This window comes from Epilithonimonas lactis, from assembly GCF_900110605.1.
GTDB classification, from domain to species: Bacteria; Bacteroidota; Bacteroidia; order Flavobacteriales; family Weeksellaceae; genus Epilithonimonas; species Epilithonimonas lactis.
The window spans coordinates 278,582-294,757 of record NZ_FOFI01000005.1; the positions used below are offsets into that span (position 1 = coordinate 278,582).

20 protein-coding genes are annotated in these 16,176 nt (G+C 33.5%); 16 read left to right on the forward strand and 4 right to left on the reverse strand.

Annotated elements, in window-relative coordinates:
* Nucleotides 1–88 precede the first annotated feature (88 nt).
* The 9 genes from BMW39_RS17055 to BMW39_RS17095 all read left to right on the forward strand — a co-directional run bounded on the left by BMW39_RS17055 (nt 89) and on the right by BMW39_RS17095 (nt 7,286).
* Nucleotides 89–841, forward strand: a complete 753-nt coding sequence (locus BMW39_RS17055) for a hypothetical protein (protein WP_051880029.1) — start codon at nt 89–91, stop codon at nt 839–841.
* Between the two features lie 174 nt (nt 842–1,015).
* Nucleotides 1,016–1,717 carry an SMI1/KNR4 family protein gene (locus BMW39_RS17060; RefSeq protein WP_034978140.1) on the forward strand — a complete coding sequence of 234 codons (702 nt, stop codon included), beginning with the start codon at nt 1,016–1,018 and terminating at the stop codon, nt 1,715–1,717.
* 160 nt (nt 1,718–1,877) lie between these two features.
* Entirely contained in the window at nt 1,878–2,702 is an 825-nt protein-coding gene (locus BMW39_RS17065) for a hypothetical protein (RefSeq protein WP_034978138.1), read from the forward strand.
* 162 nt (nt 2,703–2,864) lie between these two features.
* Nucleotides 2,865–3,383 (forward strand): CbrC family protein, encoded by a 519-nt coding sequence (locus BMW39_RS17070; RefSeq protein ID WP_034978633.1) that lies wholly within the window; start codon nt 2,865–2,867, stop codon nt 3,381–3,383.
* A 194-nt stretch (nt 3,384–3,577) separates the two neighbouring features.
* Entirely contained in the window at nt 3,578–4,099 is a 522-nt protein-coding gene (locus tag BMW39_RS17075; RefSeq protein ID WP_131474357.1) for a hypothetical protein, read from the forward strand.
* A gap of 202 nt (nt 4,100–4,301) precedes the next feature.
* Nucleotides 4,302–5,171: a WG repeat-containing protein gene (locus tag BMW39_RS17080; RefSeq protein ID WP_034978132.1), complete on the forward strand. Its 870-nt coding sequence runs from the start codon at nt 4,302–4,304 to the stop codon at nt 5,169–5,171.
* Nucleotides 5,172–5,344: 173 nt separating this feature from the next.
* Nucleotides 5,345–5,878 (forward strand): hypothetical protein, encoded by a 534-nt coding sequence (locus BMW39_RS17085; protein ID WP_131474356.1) that lies wholly within the window; start codon nt 5,345–5,347, stop codon nt 5,876–5,878.
* A 260-nt stretch (nt 5,879–6,138) separates the two neighbouring features.
* Complete coding sequence (locus BMW39_RS17090) at nt 6,139–6,537, forward strand: hypothetical protein (RefSeq protein ID WP_034978126.1); 399 nt, start codon at nt 6,139–6,141, stop codon at nt 6,535–6,537.
* A 236-nt stretch (nt 6,538–6,773) separates the two neighbouring features.
* Nucleotides 6,774–7,286, forward strand: a complete 513-nt coding sequence (locus tag BMW39_RS17095; RefSeq protein ID WP_034978123.1) for an alpha-ketoglutarate-dependent dioxygenase AlkB — start codon at nt 6,774–6,776, stop codon at nt 7,284–7,286.
* A gap of 118 nt (nt 7,287–7,404) precedes the next feature.
* On the opposite strand, the gene BMW39_RS19200 is transcribed toward BMW39_RS17095, so the two are convergent.
* Nucleotides 7,405–7,713 carry a hypothetical protein gene (locus BMW39_RS19200; RefSeq protein WP_131474355.1) on the reverse strand — a complete coding sequence of 103 codons (309 nt, stop codon included), beginning with the start codon at nt 7,711–7,713 and terminating at the stop codon, nt 7,405–7,407.
* Between the two features lie 81 nt (nt 7,714–7,794).
* On the opposite strand from BMW39_RS19200, the gene BMW39_RS17105 reads away from it, so the two are divergent.
* The 7 genes from BMW39_RS17105 to BMW39_RS17135 all read left to right on the forward strand — a co-directional run bounded on the left by BMW39_RS17105 (nt 7,795) and on the right by BMW39_RS17135 (nt 12,594).
* Complete coding sequence (locus BMW39_RS17105; RefSeq protein WP_034978118.1) at nt 7,795–8,211, forward strand: hypothetical protein; 417 nt, start codon at nt 7,795–7,797, stop codon at nt 8,209–8,211.
* A gap of 170 nt (nt 8,212–8,381) precedes the next feature.
* Nucleotides 8,382–9,449, forward strand: a complete 1,068-nt coding sequence (locus BMW39_RS17110; RefSeq protein WP_034978115.1) for an NAD(P)H-dependent flavin oxidoreductase — start codon at nt 8,382–8,384, stop codon at nt 9,447–9,449.
* Nucleotides 9,450–9,684: 235 nt separating this feature from the next.
* Nucleotides 9,685–10,116, forward strand: a complete 432-nt coding sequence (locus tag BMW39_RS17115) for a VOC family protein (protein WP_034978112.1) — start codon at nt 9,685–9,687, stop codon at nt 10,114–10,116.
* A gap of 85 nt (nt 10,117–10,201) precedes the next feature.
* The gene (locus BMW39_RS17120; protein ID WP_034978109.1) at nt 10,202–10,825 is read left to right on the forward strand and encodes a zinc ribbon domain-containing protein; all 624 of its coding nucleotides are present in this window, start codon (nt 10,202–10,204) and stop codon (nt 10,823–10,825) included.
* Nucleotides 10,826–10,848: 23 nt separating this feature from the next.
* Entirely contained in the window at nt 10,849–11,364 is a 516-nt protein-coding gene (locus BMW39_RS17125; protein WP_034978106.1) for an STM3941 family protein, read from the forward strand.
* A 19-nt stretch (nt 11,365–11,383) separates the two neighbouring features.
* The gene (locus BMW39_RS17130) at nt 11,384–11,878 is read left to right on the forward strand and encodes a hypothetical protein (RefSeq protein WP_034978103.1); all 495 of its coding nucleotides are present in this window, start codon (nt 11,384–11,386) and stop codon (nt 11,876–11,878) included.
* A gap of 95 nt (nt 11,879–11,973) precedes the next feature.
* The gene (locus BMW39_RS17135) at nt 11,974–12,594 is read left to right on the forward strand and encodes a hypothetical protein (RefSeq protein ID WP_131474354.1); all 621 of its coding nucleotides are present in this window, start codon (nt 11,974–11,976) and stop codon (nt 12,592–12,594) included.
* Nucleotides 12,595–12,751: 157 nt separating this feature from the next.
* On the opposite strand, the gene BMW39_RS17140 is transcribed toward BMW39_RS17135, so the two are convergent.
* The 3 genes from BMW39_RS17140 to BMW39_RS17150 form a co-directional block, all read right to left on the reverse strand.
* Complete coding sequence (locus BMW39_RS17140) at nt 12,752–14,230, reverse strand: lipopolysaccharide biosynthesis protein (protein ID WP_034978098.1); 1,479 nt, start codon at nt 14,228–14,230, stop codon at nt 12,752–12,754.
* A gap of 9 nt (nt 14,231–14,239) precedes the next feature.
* On the reverse strand, nt 14,240–15,109 hold the full coding sequence (locus tag BMW39_RS17145) for an FkbM family methyltransferase (protein ID WP_051880028.1): 870 nt from the start codon (nt 15,107–15,109) through the stop codon (nt 14,240–14,242).
* 96 nt (nt 15,110–15,205) lie between these two features.
* Nucleotides 15,206–16,072: a sugar phosphate isomerase/epimerase family protein gene (locus BMW39_RS17150; RefSeq protein ID WP_034978095.1), complete on the reverse strand. Its 867-nt coding sequence runs from the start codon at nt 16,070–16,072 to the stop codon at nt 15,206–15,208.
* Nucleotides 16,073–16,176: the final 104 nt, after the last annotated feature.

The following is a 16,176-nucleotide window of genomic DNA, read 5'->3' on the forward strand; positions in this document are numbered from 1 at the left end:
TGGCTTCGATTGCCCCACCATCGCAAAGCCCCGAAACGTTATGTGCAAGCTACAAAAAACACGCAAACAGACATTGACAAATTAAGATATGAGAACAGATACCGAATATGTTGATTTAGATTTTGAAGAATTTCAGAAAATAAATTCACCGTATGAACTTCATAAATTGGCTATAAAATGCTACTTCTACATACAAGAATGGATTGTAGAAAGCAAAATTTGTAGTGAAGCAACTGCACTAATGTTGTTTTGGAACAACAATCCCTTTGAACATATTCGCATTGGTTGGAAAACAAGAAAAGGAACAAATGAAAACTTTGACCTAATCAAAACGATAATAACAAATTTTGAAAAAGGATTTTATCTAAAAACCGATATCAGTTACGACCCATCAGAAAAGATTTCACAAGAAGAAAAAATTCCAAATATTGTATTACAACCAAGCAATGGAGAAGAACCATTTACTTATTTGGAAGAAAAAGAAGTGCATAGTTGGTTTGGAGAGTATCTACAAACACAAATTCACCGTTGCGACAGCACAATAGAATTATATAATATTGCATTATTTTTGAAGCACAGAGAATTTAACGTCTATACAACAATAATTGAGCACAAATTCTGTGATAAAGCGATTGCTCTATTAATCTATTGGCGACTTGAAAAATATTCCTCTTTAAGTTTGTATGCTGAAGATTGGTTTGAAATAAAGCCAATTATGGAACAAATAATTAAAAAACTTGAAAGCAATGAATATAAAGACGTTTTAGCTTATGACCCAAACATAGAAATAAAGCCAATTAAGTGGGAAATCCCAAAGTATTTGTTTGACAAGATAATTTAAATAACAAAATATGGGATAAGCCTGCACATAACAAGGGTTTTGCAATAGTGGGGCGAAACTGCAAAGTTCAACGGTTGTTCTTCGGTTCAACCTTTGTGCAAAATTGAAGTTTTTTGCTTCGATTGCCCCACCATCGCAAAGCCCCGAAACGTTAGCCGTCATATTATCCAGACTATGTACACTATTGGACAAACAAACCCTTTGACAGAAAGCGACATTCAAAATATTGAACTGTTGACACCAATACCATTACCTTTAGATTATAAACAATTTCTAAAAAGTTATGGTTTTGGCAGTATAAATGAAATATTAATGATAACACAACCAGATGAGCAATACATAAAATTGAACTTTGGTGATTATTTGGACTTATGGAATTTGACTGAAATCGAAAAGGAAGAAACATTAAATGGACTTACAATTGCAACAACAATTGATGGAGATATAATCATTGTAGTAAACAGTAAAGAAAATCCAATTAAACTATTGCCACGACATTCAAAAAATCCTTTACATTTTGATAATTTTCAACAGGTTATAGACCATTATGACAATCAGTACCAATTCTTGAACGATTTGTACTTTGACACCTATTATAATTATGAACAAGAAAACATAAGTTTCATTAGAAACGGAATACTCAACAAAGCTCTATTCAAAATAATCTATCAAAATATTCTTAATATTGTTTCCTACGAGAAAGTTTACAACCTTGAAAGCCAACCAAAATATATTATTCAAAAAATTGGTGGTTGGATATACTTTGACAATATCAGTAAAAGCTCTATAAGAATAAAATTCCAAAGACAGCTCAAATCAGAAGCAGACAAAATAATTGAGTATATTAATACCGAGATTGACAAATACGACGGCTAACAAGGGTTTTGCAATAGTGGGGCGAAACTACAAAGTTCAACAGTTGTTCCGCGGTTCAACTTTTGTGCAAAATTGAAGATTTGCGCTTCGATTACCCCACCATCGCAAAGCCCCGAAACGTTATAGGCCATTTAAAGACACACTTCCATAACATAGACGAATGAAAACAAATTTTGAAAACTGGAATACAGAACTTGAAAAAGTTTGGAATTTAAAAACAGAAGAAGATTGTGTAAAATTTAGTGATTTAATGTATTCATTAAATGGCGATGAAGATGAGACTTATCTAAATAAGCTAATTGACACTGTAAGATTAAAAGAAGATTTTGGACTTTATGAAAGTTTGTATAATGCAGTTTGGGCGTTCCCACCAGAATTGGTCGGGCAGATATTAGCCAAACGACTTCCTGAATTTCAAAAAAGAATAGGAAAATCTGACCAAGTTTTTAGATTTTATATTCCAATTCCGAATAATGAAGATACATTGAACGGTTTTATAGAGGAAGCTAAAAATTGGACTACAACTGAAAAAAGAACTTCATTATCTGCTATAGAAAATTGGTTTGTAGAGGATGAAGAGTGGGAAACTGTTTTAAAAAAACTAGGCAAAACTATCTCAAAACCTAAAGAAGATGCTATTCCTGAATATTGGGAGGAAAATTGGAAAAGAAGATTTGAAGATGGTAGAAAAAAAGGTGGAGAATATTCTATAAGTGGTATATTTTGGAAAAAGGGAAAGAAGGAATGGCTTGAAGATTTAGATTTCTTAATGGAAGTTTTAGCTTTAAATCTTGGTAAAGATTGGCGACAAATCGACACGATGACAAACGCTCTCTGGTTTTTTGCCAAAACTACAGTTTATCCAATTTTTGTTCAAAAACTAAAAGAATTATCAATTGAAAAACAATCAAAAATTCTTGACAACATTAAGAAAGTTAATAAAAAGAAATTTAAACAATTAAGTGAAGAAATAAACGGCATATAACAAGGGTTTTGCGATAGTGGGGCAAAACTGCAAAGTTCAAGAGTTGTGCTTCGGTTCAACATTTGTGCAAAATTGAAGATTTGTGCTTCGATTGCCCCACCATCGCAAAGCCCCAAAACGTTGGTGGCAATATTAACCGAACAGACCTTAAAAACAGAAAAAATGGAATTACCGAAATTTAGATACAGTCCTAACGCATTCGAACTTGACATTTTCGAAAATGTAGAAGGAACCTGTTCTGTCTGCAATGAAAAAAGACAAATCAAATATACAAGTTCATTTTATAGCGTTGACGAACCCGAATATATTTGTCCTTGGTGCATCGCAGACGGAAAAGCATCGGAAAAATACGAGGGAGAGTTCAATGATTATGAAGGAATTGAAAATTCAGAGAATATTGAAAAAGAACTTTTATTACAAGCAAGTGAAAGAACGCCAAGTTATACAAGTTGGCAACAAGAAGTTTGGCTAACACATTGTAACGAACCTTGTGCTTTTGTTGGGTATGCTGACACAAAGACGATAGAGCCTCTAATGGAAGAATTAAATGACGATATTGAAAATAATGGCTATGACCCTGATTTTATAAAAAGTAGTTTAACAAAAGACGGAAGTTTAGTTGGCTATTTGTTTCAATGTGTAAATTGTAACCAACACCGACTTCACGTTGACTGTGACTAAATGAATAAAAATACTGCTACCAACAAGGGCTTGGCAATAGCGGGCTGAAAGTACAAAGTTCACGTTTTGTGCTTCGGTAGAAATTTATATTTTAGTTGAAAGTTTCCGCTTCGGTTTGCCCGCCATCGCCAATCCCCGAAACGTTAGCGGTCAGACTTAAAGAACGTAACGAGAACAACCTTACAAGACATTGAATGAAATTTTGGATTAGAATAATTTTACTGACAATCATTGATTTTGCAATAATTTGGTTGTGGGTTAAACAAATGAACCCTGACCCAAGCGTTTCAATTGGAATTTTAATACTTGTTCCGTTTGTTGTTATCTTGAATTTGATTATTGCTTTGATTTTATACTTTATCAAAAAAGAATTTGTTTCTCTTTTTTTAGTCAATTCAATCATTGCTGGAATATTAATGTTCTATTTATTTGGTAAAGGCGTTGACAGATATCAAAATGAAAGACTAGAAAGTTGGAACTTTAGATTGCAAAATACGACCTATAATATTACACACTGGAAACTCGAAAACACTTTTAGTATGAGTGAAAGTAATAATCCCGGTTCTTCAACAGGTTTTTTAGACGGAAAATTTATTAAAAAGGGAAACGAATATTATCTGCAGACAGACACAACTGAATTTATTATCAAAAACGGATATTTGTATAAATTTAGAAATGAAGGTGACAGTATAAAATTGAACAAAATTAAAAGATAATCACATGATTAAAAGCCCGAACCGCTAACAAGGGCTTTGCAATAGTGGGGCGAAACTGCAAAGTTCAGCGGTAGTTCTTCGGTTCAACTTTTGTACAAAATTGAAGTTTTGCGCTTCGATTGCCCCACCATCGCAAAGCCCCGAAACGTTGTGAAATATGCTAACCAAACTTTCATCCAAATTTGAAACGATAAAAAACCAAATGAAAAAATTATTATTACTATTTACATTATTAACTACACAAATTTTTGTTTTCGGACAAACAAAAGACCCTGAATTAATTCCTGTAAACGACAGAAAAGTTGGTCAACTTGGATATTATCTTGAGGACGGGACTAACGTTGTAAAGCCGCAATTTTGTTCGGCTTCTTACAATACGAACGGATATTATATTGTATCAAAAGCAGAACATAAATATACAGCAGATGGAAGAAGAATTGAAGAACATATTGAAGGAACTGAAAAATACGGATTACTTAACAGCAAAGGACAGTTTATAATCAATTTTGACAATGACTATAGTTCAATAATTGTAAGTAATGGAGTTATTGAAGTGTACAAAAATGGATTTGTTGGAATTGTGAATGATAAAAATGAGATTATAACTCCTATAATGTATGAAGATATAAATCCTCTGAACTCCTCATCAATTATTGCTACAAAACATAAAATGACAGGAGTTATTAATAGTTTTAATAAAATAATAATACCTTTCAATTACGATGTAATTTGGATTGGGGTTTTTGAAAAAAATAAAGTTCATAATTTTATTGTAAAACAAGGAGAAAAATATGGCGTAATAAATCATAAAGGAGAAAAAATAATTCCACTAAGTAATAACAAGATAATACATGTTACACCATCTTCGATAATTGTAGAAAAAGACAATCAATACGGAATTTTAGATTATAAGAGAAAAGTATTATTAGCTTTTAAGAAGTATGATAATGTAGAATATTTTGGAGGCAATGAAATCAAATTCATTAAAAATTATGAGGAGTATATTTACGATACTAAAGGTAATTTTATAAGAAAGCAAAAAATAGAATTTTTAGAAAAATCAGCTTTTTAAAATGAAGTGAAAGCACAATCGCACAAAAGGGTTTTGCAATAGTGGGTTGAAACTGCAAAGTTCCAAAACTGTGCTTCAGTTCAGCTTTTATGCAAAATTGAAGATTTGTGCTTCGATTGCCCCACCATCGCAAAGTCCAGAACGTTATGCGATATTTTATGAAAACAACGTCAATGAAACAAATTTTGGTGATTTTTATAATATTAAATTCATTTGCTTGTAAACAAATGAATAAAGTTCCAAATAGAATAAACTCTATCGATGTCAAAATTTACGAAACAAATTTTATGACTAATAAAATCAAAACGTCTGAAATTCCAAAAATTGAGAAAAAAAATAGTGGAGTTAAGTATACAAAGCCTATAAACAATTATCTTTCTAAAGATTACTTCCCTGATATAGATAAATATGATTTCGCACAACCTATAATTTATCAAAGAGATACACTAAATCTCAATACTGAAATTTCATATTATTTTACAAAAAAAGACAGCATTGTTCGTTTAATTGAGTATAGTTGGAATACGAATTGGGAAATAAAAAATCAAAAACCATTTATTAATGATTTGTACTCTCTTAACAATTCATTTATTGCGAAAAAAATGAAACAAAATAGTAAAGAAGAATTCCAAAAATTTAATAATGGTTGGAGAAAAAGTAAAAACTGGGAAAATCAAAAAATAAATATATATATAGTTTTGTTTTAGGTTCTGATAATGAGGGCCATAGAACAAGAGTTATAGTTCAACAGAAATAAAAAAAATATCGCATAACAAGGGTTTTGCAATAGTGGGTTGAAACTGCAAAGTTCCAAAACTGTGCTTCAGTTCAGCTTTTGTGCAATATTGAAGATTTGTGCTTCGATTGCCCCACCATCGCCAAGCCCTGAAACCTTACCTGCTATGTTCAGAGCGATCGTTAAATATAAGACCTTGACAAAAAATATTAATAATAATTTAATTGACATATGAGTTTTGATCTAGTTATTTGGAAACGTTCCGCAAGGACAAAAACCGCAATGCTTCAAGAATGTTATGACGCAATTATCGACCACAAAGACCATTCTGCTATGGATTTTTTTGAAGAAGACACTTTTTTGAACGACTTTGAAATTGAGTTTGGTAAAAGACAGAAAGAACATTTTGGTAGCGATGTTGACAACTGCCCTTTTTTATTTTCTACAGGTCGTGGACAATTTGGAAATTGGGTTTTTATGAATTTAAATTGGTCGACACATCAAGACACGAAAAACAAAATAATTCCCATTGCTTTAAAACACGGACTAATGGTTTATGACCCACAACAAAAAGCTGTTTGGGGTAACAAAAGACCGCCAAAAATTGTGACCGAAAATAACATAAAATAATAGACAACATTTTGAAATATATCATTCTTTGACAATCCTACGAAGAATAACACAGCAGGTAACAAGGGTTTTGCAATAGTGGGGCGAAACTGCAAAGTTCAACAGTTGTTCCGCGGTTCAACTTTTGTGCAAAATTGAAGATTTGTGCTTCGATCGCAAGCCCGAACGCAAAGCCACGAAACGTTGGCCGTAATTTTATAAAAAAGCGCTGAACCAATAAAAGAAGAAAATAAAAAATGGACGGAATAACTTACATAGAGAACTTTATAGACAACCCAACAGAATTATTCAATATTTTGATAACTAATGTGAAATGGGATGAACGAATGACTGCGCGAAAAACTGCAAGTTTTGGTAAAGCCTATAATTATTCACAAATTGACTATCCATATCAAGAATTTTTACATGAACTAAAAGTAATTATTGAGAAATTGAAACCAGTAATTGGATTTGAACCAAATAATTGCTTAGTAAATTTTTACATGGATGGAAAATCTAGTATGGGTTATCATTCCGACCAAACTGACATTTTAGAAACAGACACAGGAATTGCAATTGTTTCCATTGGAGAAGCAAGAGTTTTAAAATTTAGGAATATTGAAAACCCGGCGCAGTTCTTAACTTATGAATTAACAGCAGGTAGTTTAGTTTATATGACACAAGAAATTCAAAAAATTTGGAAGCATTCAATTCCAAAATCGGACACTGAAAATGGTAGAATTAGTTTAACTTTTAGACAAATGAAATAAAAAAACTACCGCTAATAAGGGTATTGCAATAGTGGGGCGAAACTTCTAAAATTCACGCTTTGTGCTTCGGTTAAAATTTGTAGTTTAGTTTAAAGTTTCGGCTTCGGTTTGCCCACGATCACCAAGCCACAACTCGTTGTACGATATGCAAACCACCATCACGGACAAAGACTATGGATGATAAAAAACCGACTGACAGAATTGTTGAAATCATAAAACCATATATTGAAAGCAAAGGATTTTTATATAAAAAAGGCCAAAAAGATTTTGTGCGAAAATTTAAATTAGGCAGGCAACGATTTAGTTTCAATTTTGACGGGCGAGGTGGATTAACTACAGTAAACTGCGGATTTTCATCTACTTTGATGAACTCATAAAACTCTTCATAGAAATATTTGATAAAAGAACAGGCGATTGGAATTTTCAAATCGGTGCAAATAGATTAAAAGGAATTGACACAATTTTCGACGGAAATATAGGCTTTCTGTTTGATGAGAAATTCGGGAATATGCCTCTTTCTGAGAAATCAAAATATAGTTCTTATGAAGTACATCCTGAACACAAAATAAAACAAGGAACTGATTTTATTATCAAAGCATTTGAATTGGATGCCGAGAACCATTTTAACACTATTGACAATTACGAAACTTTGTACGAAGCCTTTATACACGCAATAAAAGTAAGAACCGGAAAACTCCCACAAACAACACCTTTTCTCAATCTAAATCTTCGGTATGATGATGAAAATTTGCTCTACTATTCTTTAATTCTTGCTTTATGCCTTAGCAAAGACACAACCGCAATGAATGAACTTGCAGAAAATATTTACAAAAGATATGTTGTTGGTATAAACGAAATTAAAGAAAATATACAGAAAATATATAACTATGACAGAGCAGAGAACTTGAAGAATAGGCTATCATAAAAGCACAGTCGCACAACAAGGGTTTTGCAGTCGCAGGCGGAAAGTCTAAAATTCACGCTTTGTGCTTCAATTGATATTTTGTATTTTAGTTAAAAGTTTTTGATACGATTTCAGCTACATCGCCAAGCCAAAAACCGTTATCGGCTATTATTCAAAAACGAACGTGACACATGAAATGGGTAAATGACATAACGAAATTATTAGGCATTGACTTTCCGATTGTTCAAGCACCAATGTTTGGCGTCACAACACCAGAAATGGTTGCTAATACTGCAAACATTAACTGCTTAGGTTCACTTGCTTTGGGAGACCTTGACGCTGAAAAAAGTGTGGAGGCTATTCGCAAAACGAAACGACTCACGAGTAAACCGTTCGCAGTAAACTTTTTTGCTCACAACATTCCCGAAATCACGGATACTTTGAAAGCTGATTATGTAAAAGCAAAAATATTTGTAGAGCAATTAGCGAAGCAAAACAACTTGATCATAACTATTCCTGAGCTGGACGAATTAAAAATCAATAGTTATGATGAACAAGTTGATGCCATCATTTCCGAAAATTGCAAAATTGTAAGTTTCACTTTTGGCAATCTTGACAAGCGAAGTATTGAAAAATTGAAAAGCAGTGGAACGGTTTTAATTGGCACTTGCACTTCAGTAGCCGAAGCAATGATTTTAGAAAAATCAGGAATTGACATTATTTGTGTACAAGGTTTGGAAGCAGGCGGACACAGAGGAAGTTTTGCTTTAGAAGATATTCCTAAAATTGGTGGTTTATCTTTATTGGCACAAGTAAGTGAAGCTATAAAAATACCAATCATTTACGCAGGGGGGATTTACAACTCAAAAACGTTATTAGCTTCAAAAACATTAGGTGCAAGTGGCTTTCAAATCGGAAGTTTGTTGTTGGGTTCTGCAGAAAGTGCGTTGGCAGATTTTGAAAAAAAACGATTGAGAAAAGTGAACGAATCCGAGATTATTCTGACAAAAAGTTTTTCGGGACGTTTTGCAAGAGGAATAAAGAATACATTCATAAATGCAACCGAACAAACAGAATTCATTTTGCCTTATCCCTACCAAAACAAACTAACAAGTGAATTGCGAAGAGTAGCAAAATACAATAAAAATGCAGACTTCGTGAATATCTGGGTTGGACAATCTATCAATGAATTTAGTGGACAATCAACAGCAAAAATCATCCAAAACTTAATTGAACAAACAGAATGTGACAGTCGATAACAAGGGTTTATCTCATTATTATCTATTGTTTTTTTAGGTTTCGATGATTGCCTTGCAGTTTGCATCTCGCGGGCTAAGTACTAAATTCAACGGTAGTTGCTCAATCAAAATTTTATCTTAACTTTATTAATAATAATTGATGACGATTTTCGCCGACTTTAATTTTCAAAGTGATAATTGATGTAATAATCCTTCATTAATCATTAAAAATTTGAAACACTTTAAACACAACGAGATGGAAAAAACTAAAACTACACTAAGAGGTTTAGCGACCATCAGCTTCTTTGCTGAAAATTTACAGGATGCAACAAACTGGTACACCGAACTTTTAGGCATCGAACCTTACTACACTTTTCCAGACAAGGAAAATCCTGCTTATGTTGAGTTTCGTATTGGAGATTTAGAGCACGAATTGGGCATCATCGACAAGAAATATCAGCCCAAACTTGCTTCGGGCAAAATTGGTGGCGCAGTTGCCTTCTGGCACGTGGACGATATTCAACAGGTTCTTGAAAAATTAATGAAAATGAAGGCGAAAGAATACGAAAAAATCACCGAAAGAGAAGACGGATTTATTACGGCCTCTGTGATAGACCCGTTTGGTAACATCTTAGGAATTATGCACAATCCCCATTATTTGGAAATTTTAAAATCATTGAACAAATAAAAACGGTAGCGCAAAAATGGTTATCAACAAACCGTTAAAACATTTCATTTATCAATATCATTAACAACAATAAAAAACACACATTATGATTATTTTTGGAACAAGAGCCAGAACATTGGTCCCAAAGGAAAACAAATCCTACGACTGCGATTACTGTCAGACAAAAGGCAGTGTCACATTTGCTTTTATCGCGCGCTATTTTCATATTTTTTGGATTCCGGTTTTTCCAATCTCGAAAAAAGGAATCAGCCAGTGTAGTCACTGCAAACAAGTGCTGTACGAAAAGGAAATGAGCCCAAGGATGAAGCAAGATTACGCCAATGCATCTGCGAGTGCAAAAAGACCGATTACCCACTATTTTGGACTGTTCATTATTGGCTTAATTTTCTGCACCGTCATTTACGGCATTACCACCAATTCTATCAATGAATCCAAATATTTAGCCGAGCCAAAGGTGAATGATGTTTATGAAATCGAGAAAAATGGTTCCTACACGCTTTACAAAATTTCGGAAGTAAAAGGTGACACCTTGATTTTCAAACCGCATAATATGGTGGCGGAGAAATATACGAAACTTTCCGAATTGCAGAAGAAACATAAAAATGACTATTCTGAGGAAACGATAAAATTTACCAAATCTCAAATCAATTCGATGAAAGAAAGTTCTAAAAGTGATTTTGGAAAGATTTATAGTATTAAACGCGAGTAGAGCATTTATCTAAACTGTAAACCTTGATTGAAATCAATTTTAAAAGAAGCGCTTTCAACACCAGCATTAGTCTTTTTGTTGGCGCGATTCTCATTTGTTCCTATTTAATCTACAAAGAATACAATATTCCTGAAAGAATTGCACTGAGTTTGTTTCTCATTGCTACTGTATTTGTCTTAATATTTAGATTAAAACAATTGCACAAATTGTACAGTTCAGGAAATAATGTTGCGCTGAAAATTGATGAATTCGGTATTGAAAACAATACGCAAGCTAAAAGTTATTTCATCAGCTGGAGTGAGATTAGCGCCTTTGAAATCGGACATTTCAGAACCCGCCAAATCTATATTAAACCAATAAATCCAAATCACTTTCCGCGCAAAAAATATTTTGGATTTTACTTCACTTCCAAGCCGGAACTTTTGTGGATTGACAGCGATATGATTGATATTAAACGAGATGAGTTAATTAACATTTTAAATAGAGAACTTCATAATTATAATAACAACAACAATTCCGTTAATACAAATCAATCATAAAAACTCAAAACATCAAAAGATGAAAAAACTATTACTAACTTTATTTTTTTCAATCAGAATTTTCGCTTCTGCACAAGAATTGCCAACCGAACCAGCAAAAGGTTTTGCCTTCCCTATCGGAACAAAGTTTACAATCAAACTACATCCTACCGACTCTACTAATTTTGATTTTTCAATCATCGAATTTGAACCATTTCAAGAAATAATCGATAGTTGGGAAAAAAGTAAACTGTTTAAGGAAAAAGGCCTGGATGGAACGATAGAATTTTACTTTTGTTTAGGAACACACGGCAAGACCGAAGAAGAGAAACAAAAAAATATGAAAGTGTTGCTTGTGATGAAGAACAGAACAAAATATGCTCTTTCCTACAAATCAGATATCCAGACTGTTGAGGATGGAGAATTCAAAGAAACATCGAATGTCGGAACTTTTCCCAATGCACAAGGAACAGAAATTTGGCCATATATGATTCAGCAAATTGGTTTGCACGATTTCGCGATAATGAAGCAGTAAAATAATTTCCCAGAAGAAAATTCTTCACACATTGCCAGAACAAACAATCCCATTCTTGGAAAGCATTTTGCTGTTCCTTTCCTAAAATGAAAGTTATGAGAATCCTTTGTTTTTCAATTCTATTTTTAGCAATTACCTCTTGCGCGACGAAAAAATACACCAAAGCCAACTTACTTCCAAAAGGCATAAAATCTGCAACGGAAGAAGTCTATGACGTTTCAAATGGTCAAAGAAAACTTCTCCAGAAAAAGGAAATGGTCTTTACCAAAAATGGCAGAATCAAATCTTCCAAAACCGTTGATTCTGACGGAAAATTGTTGCAAACCACCGAAAAGAAACTTTGGTTCACGGTGGAAAGATATCCCGACAAAGATTCCTACTATTGCAAAACGCGATGGAAACCGAATCAGCGGGAACGCATCAGTTGCTACACGCAAAAGCAATACAAACAGAACGAAAGCATCTACCATTACAACAAAAATGGAAGCATCGACAAAATAGTTGACAATTTTGACACCTTCCACACGCGTCAATTTCATTATGCTAATGATGAACTTTCCAAGATTGTTATCACCGGAAAAGACAATCAGAAGATTGATGAGCTATCGATAAAATGCATCTCAGAAGACGAAAAAGGAACTTGCCTGAAACAAACCAGAGCTTCTATAAAATCAAACAAAAAAGAAGAAATTTTGATTAATCCGAAATATGATTAAGAGCCTGTTTAAAAATGATTCAAAAATAAACTTCTCAAAACGTTTTCTTTCTCCTAACCCTAAAGTGGAAAAACGCCTTTTGAATTTCATCAAAATTACTCCCTTTAGGGTTGGGGAATAATTTTGATGAAATTTAAACAAACTCTAAGTTTAACTATTAAAACTTAAACAAACTCTTGATAAAATCCTTGTTCAAAAATTTGTCCAACGGATAGATTTTCAGGAAGTAATTTCCGATGAAAAGCAGAATCAAAACGACGCTTGGTTTGTAGAAAAGATTTAAAATATTATGTTCGAAATCTGGCAAAAGAATCGCCACATTGATTGACAGAAATCCCAAAATCAAAGCGTACATCATCTCGATTCCCAATGGAAAAACTTTGAATTTGACGTAATTAAAAGTGATTTTGGTGATGTTGTACAAGGAAAGAGAAATGGCATAAGCAAGTGCAATTCCGAGAATTCCCAAATCTGTGTAAGTCAGGAAAATCATATTAAGACTAATCGTAAGAATTGCTAAAATCAACATTACAACAATATTGAATTTGTAAAACTTGGATAATGAGATAATATGACTGTTAAAACCTGTCGCCAAATCAAACAACATTGCAAATCCTAGAATCCAAATGATAGGCTCTGCTGTTCTTAGGTCTTCACCATTTTTCATAAAGTCTGCCAAGTACGGAAACCCAACAGCTATACAACAGAACAAAACCAAACCAAGAAAGAATAGACTTAGCGAAGTTTTTTTGTGAAACCTATCGAGTTCTTCGTAATCGCCGTTCGCAAGAACTTTGTTGATAATTGGCGCAGAAAGATTGAACAATCCCATTTGCGGAACAACGATTAAGGAAATAATAGAATAAATGTTATTATAAATCCCGTTTTCCTCAAAGTTGATAAACTCGCCAATCATAATACTATCAATCTTAATGGCTACGTAGCTACCGATGTTTCCGAGAAAACCGAACAAACTATAAGTAAAAATCTGTTTGTAAAAATTATCTTTTTTAAAATATGCTACATCAAAATCTGGTTTTATCTTTTCTAATTTATTAGTGTAAAATCCGTAACCGAAAAGTGAAATCACAAACATCATAAAGAAAAATCCATAAGCACTTTTCTCTGCAAATCCCATAAAAAAGAACAGACAAAACGCACCAAGATTCGCAATTTTTGGGACGAAATTCTCGAAGATATTTGGAATTACTACCCTTTTATAATTGGTCAAAAACTTGTTAAAAACTGATGACAAAGCGAGAACCAAAGCCAAAGGTAAAATCATTTTTTTCATCTCCCAAATTTTAAATTCTTTCAAACTGGGAAAAATATATGCAAGAAGAAAATAGATTCCGACAATAATAGCAAAATTAATAAAAATCGCCAGCAAACTGAGCGACAACATATTGTGGTGTTTCCCATCAGCATTCACTTTGCTGAAGAATTTAACGTTGGAAAAACTGAGTCCAAAAACCACGATTGGAACTATCATTTCGGCAGTTGGCAAAATGTAACGGAGCTTTCCATAAAACTCCATATCGTACGGAAAAATGAAAATCGCCGAAAACGTTCCCAGCAAAAAACCGAGATAACCAATGATGGAATATTTTATACCTTGTCTTGCAACAACACTCATAGTTTCAGTTTAAAGTTCTAAGTTTTTGTCAGTCTGTGGTTCTTGAAGACTTGGTAAAAATATGATGTTATTGATGTAATCTTTGTAATTCTTCACGTTGTCAGGATTTTGCTGATTCAGAAATTCTTCTGTCAAAGTTTTCAACTTTAGAGATTCTCTGTCGAGATAATTGACGGAAAATCCCCACTCGGCAATTTCGGAAATCAAAGTCCATAGATTGTCGTCGTGATGGCGTTGTTCCATTTCCACCATCAAAATTGGCTTGAACTTCTCAATCGTTTTTTTCGCGCCACGCAAAGTCTGCATCTCATTGCCTTCCACATCAATTTTGACGAAATCGAGCTGTTGAAAATTCAATTTGTCAGTCTGAGCATTTCGACTTCGCTCAATATAAACTTCGTCGAAGACCAAGTCATCCAAAGGCTTCACCTCTACTTTTTGAAGAATCGTGTTTTCCTCATTTTTCTCTTTGATAGAAGTCTGCAAAGTTCCTCTTGTATGGATTTTTTCACCATTGATGACAGGAATTTTGAACTCGGCGATTGTGGAAATATCAGACAAGGCAACTGACGACAAATTGACTTTCGGGAATAATCTTCCCAATCTTTTGAACAATTGCGGATTGGGTTCGAAAGCGTAAATATTTTCTGGTTTCAAGTGGTTTTCCAAAGTGAAAAGATAGGCGCCAACATTTGCTCCAACATCCATAAACACAGCATCTTTCGACAGAATATTTTTAATCCAAAGAAACTCAGGTTCCACTTTCCTTGCCAACAGATTATGAGCATCCAGACCTTTCAGTTTTTTGAAAAATCGGCTTTTGTAGAAGGTTGGCGAAATGTATTGTAGATTCTCAGCAAGCTTACTGTAAACGCTCATAAAGTTGTTTCATAAAGAAATGAACGGCAAAGAAAAGGGATTTATTTTACAAATCATAAAATTTTGTTAAAATAATAAAGTCGAAGCAGTGACCATTTATTTGAAAAAATTATTTTTTGCGATGTAATCTGTACTGATTTTCAAGCTTTCGAAAATATCTTTATCGCTGGAATCCTGTTCTAAAAACCAATGTTTCAGTCCAGCTTTTTCTCGCGCTTCGAAAATAGTTTTGAAGTCAATCGTTCCGTTTCCGATTTCTGTAAAATCTTTGGTTCCAGCTTTCATATCCTTCACGTGCCACAGCGGGAATCTTTTGTGATATTTTTCAAAATAATTGAGAGGATTTAATCTCGCTTTCGCCATCCAATAAAGGTCGAGTTCCATTTTGACCAAATCAGGAGACGTATTATCTAAAATGAAATCGTAAACAGTTATCTCATCAAACTTTTCAAATTCAAAATCGTGGTTGTGATACGCAAATTGGATTCCTGCTTTCTTGGTTATTTCGCCAGATTGATTGAGCAATTCGGGCAGTTTTTTGTAATGTTCCAAAGTTCTTTCTTCTTCGAAAAGATAAGAACAAACCATATATTTTGACCCGATGAAATGCAAATCTTCGACAGATTTTTCCCAATCGTTGAGCAAAGTTCCTTTAGTACTATGAACAATTCCCGTCGTGTGATGCGAGCTGATGACTTCCAAACCGACATTTTTCAATATCGATTGAAATTCCGTTCTGGTTTTCCCGAAGAAAGTTCCGTCGTAACCATAAATTTCGACTTGATTAAATCCCAACTCGGCTAACTTTTCCAACGCTTTTTCCAAGTTCGCAGAAATCGCATCCCGAACCGTGTACAATTGGATGGCTAAAGGTTTTCTAATGTTCATCATATTTGAAGTTCCACAAGCATACAATCCTAAAAATCCCAACGAAGACAAGGCGATAAAATCTTTTCGGTTCATTATCGATTTTAAATTTGATTAAAGGTATATATTTTTCGAAGTATTAATCAACTTAAAAATTCCAAAATTTTAATAATCATCCTCATAGATAGATTTGTAAAAAA